The sequence below is a fragment of the Mesorhizobium sp. genome (assembly GCF_024509055.1).
In the GTDB taxonomy this organism is placed as follows: Bacteria; Pseudomonadota; Alphaproteobacteria; order Rhizobiales; family Rhizobiaceae; genus Mesorhizobium.
Genome location: NZ_JANINM010000273.1, coordinates 1 through 2,338, shown reverse-complemented (window position 1 = coordinate 2,338; position 2,338 = coordinate 1). Strand labels below are relative to the sequence as shown.

The window sequence follows — 2,338 nt, the reverse complement described above, 5'->3', positions numbered from 1 at the left end:
GACCGTCACCTCATGCGCGGCGTCGCGCAGCTTCAGCGAGATGGCAAAGTAGAGTCCGGCCGGTCCGCCGCCGAGAACCGCAACCTTCATGCGTGCGCTCTCCTCTTCGCATCCGGGCCGCCGGAAAGGTCGACAACCCCGACCGTCATTATCGCGCCAGTAGGCAATTATTTCAAGCTTGAAGTTTCATGATTGAATAATCGCCCGTTTTCCTTCTTCCGCGTTTCCGCATCTGGTTCAGCCGGGGTCTAGGCTGGCGCCTTAGCCGGCAATTGCAACCAGTCCCTGTCGATCTCCGGCAGCGGGATGGCGGCAAGCAGGTCGCGCGTGTAGGCCTCCTTCGGGTTCTCGAACAGCGTATCGGTGGCGCCAGCCTCGACGATCATGCCCTCGCGCATGACGATGACATGCTGGCAAAGCCGCCGGATGACCGACAGGTCGTGACTGATGAAGGCGACCGTCAGGCCCATCTCGGCCGCGAGCTTTTCCAGCAGGGTGAGGATCTGAGCCTGCGTCGACACGTCGAGGCCGGAGACGATCTCGTCAGCCAACACGAATTTGGGCGACAGCGCCAGCGCTCTTGCGATGCCGACCCGCTGCCGTTGTCCGCCCGACAGCTGATGGCGATAACGGCCGGCGAAGCTCTGCGGCAGGCCAACGCGCTGCAGGGCTTCCGCCACGCGGCCCTTCAACCGGTCCCCAAGCCCGTTCTGCGTTAACGGCGCGGCGATGATGCTGAAGATCGTGTGCCGCGGATTGAGCGACGACATCGGGTCCTGGAAGATCATCTGCAGGTCGCGGCGCAGCGGCCGCAACTGGGCTTCCGAGAGATGGCTGATGTCTCGCCCTTCGAAAGTCACGGAGCCCGAACTCGGCTCGAGCAGCCGGACCAGCGCGCGGCCGAGGGTCGACTTGCCCGAGCCGGATTCCCCGACGATTCCCGTCACCGATCCCTTGGGCAGATCGAAGTCCAGCCCCTTGAGGATCTCGGCCATCGGCGCGCGGCCGATCAGCGGCTTGCGCGTCATATCGGGCAGCGCAACCTTCAGCCCGCGTACGGAAAACAGCGGCTCAGCCATGGCTCGGCCTCCAGGCCTCGTCGGCTGCGGCGATCTCCGCCGTCAGGCCCGCGAGGACGGTTTCGTCCACCGGCTTCAGTGATGCATACGGATCGGTGTAGCGCGGCGTCGCCGCGATCAGCGCCCTCGTGTAAGCGTGCTTCGGCGCCTCGAAAAGCGCGGTGGCATCAGCCTCCTCGACCACCTTGCCGGCGTAAAGCACCGACACTCTCTGGCTGATCTTGGCGACGACGCCGAGGTCGTGAGTGACGAACAGGATCGCCGTGCCGTGATCGCGTTGCAGTTGCGCGATCAGCCGCAGGATCTGTTTCTGCACGGTCACGTCGAGCGCCGTCGTCGGCTCGTCCGCGACGATCAGGCGAGGTTCCGCGGCGAATGCGGCCGCGATCAGCACGCGCTGGCGCATGCCACCGGAGAGTTCGTGCGGATAGCTTTTCAGGACGCGGACGGAGTCGCGGATCTGCACCTCGTCAAGCAACTGACGGATGTGCTGGTCGGCCCGTTGACCGCTCCAGCCGAGGATTCGCACCAGCCTGTCTATCATCTGGGGGCCGATGCGGCGCGAAGGGTTGAGGGCGGTGAGCGGATCCTGCGGGATCAGCGCCGTGCGCGCTCCGATCAAAGCGCGCCGCGCTTTCGCATCGAGCCGGCCGAGGTCCTCGCCCTCGAGCAGCATGTCGCCTTCGACGACGCGCACGCTCGATGGCAGGACGCCGAGCACGGCCTTCCCGATCATGGTCTTGCCGGCGCCGCTCTCGCCGACCAGCGCGCGCACCTCGCCGGGCTGGACGGCCAGCGACACCGAGCGCAGGACGCGCTGGCGATTGGGCAGAACCGCGCTCAAGCGGCGGATTTCGAGGCATGCGGTCATCGCAGCACCGGATCGAAACGCGCCTTCAGTCCTTCGCCGAACTGGCTGAAGGAAAGCACGGTGAGGATCAGCGTGACCAACGGGAACACCAGCACCCACCAGGCCTGATGGATCGACAGCCGGCCCTCGGCGATGATGCTGCCCCAGGTCGGGTCGTCGGTCGAGATCGACAGGTTGACGAAGGAGAGGATCGCCTCGACGATGACAGCGATGCCCATTTCCAGCGACAGCAGGGCCACCACCGAAGGCAGCACGTTGGGCAGCACCTCGCGCAGCATGATGCCGATGCGGCCATAGCCGGCGATGCGCGCGCTTTCGACATAGTCCATGCGCGCCTGGCTCATCGCCTCGGCGCGGATCACCCGGCAGAAGCGCGTCCAGTCGATGA

At 65.7% G+C, this 2,338-nt stretch carries 3 protein-coding genes; all 3 read right to left on the bottom strand.

All coding sequences use genetic code 11. The annotated features are described in order from the left end of the window. Positions 1–248: 248 nt before the first annotated feature. Positions 249–1,079: an ATP-binding cassette domain-containing protein gene (locus tag Q0L57_RS12775; protein WP_296743153.1), complete on the bottom strand. Its 831-nt coding sequence runs from the start codon at positions 1,077–1,079 to the stop codon at positions 249–251. Continuing rightward, positions 1,072–1,950: an ABC transporter ATP-binding protein gene (locus Q0L57_RS12770; protein WP_296743150.1), complete on the bottom strand. Its 879-nt coding sequence runs from the start codon at positions 1,948–1,950 to the stop codon at positions 1,072–1,074. The genes Q0L57_RS12775 and Q0L57_RS12770 overlap by 8 nt, the downstream gene beginning before the upstream one ends. Next, positions 1,947–2,338 (bottom strand): ABC transporter permease (locus tag Q0L57_RS12765; RefSeq protein WP_296743148.1); only part of this gene is annotated, 392 nt, incomplete at its 5' end. The genes Q0L57_RS12765 and Q0L57_RS12770, both read right to left, overlap by 4 nt.

Bases quoted from the DNA above. Each gene is read 5' to 3' on its own strand.
- Q0L57_RS12775 (WP_296743153.1), bottom strand. From the start codon at position 1,079: ATGGCTGAGCCGCTGTTTTCCGTACGCGGGCTGAAGGTTGCGCTGCCC.
- Q0L57_RS12770 (WP_296743150.1), bottom strand. From the start codon at position 1,950: ATGACCGCATGCCTCGAAATCCGCCGCTTGAGCGCGGTTCTGCCCAAT.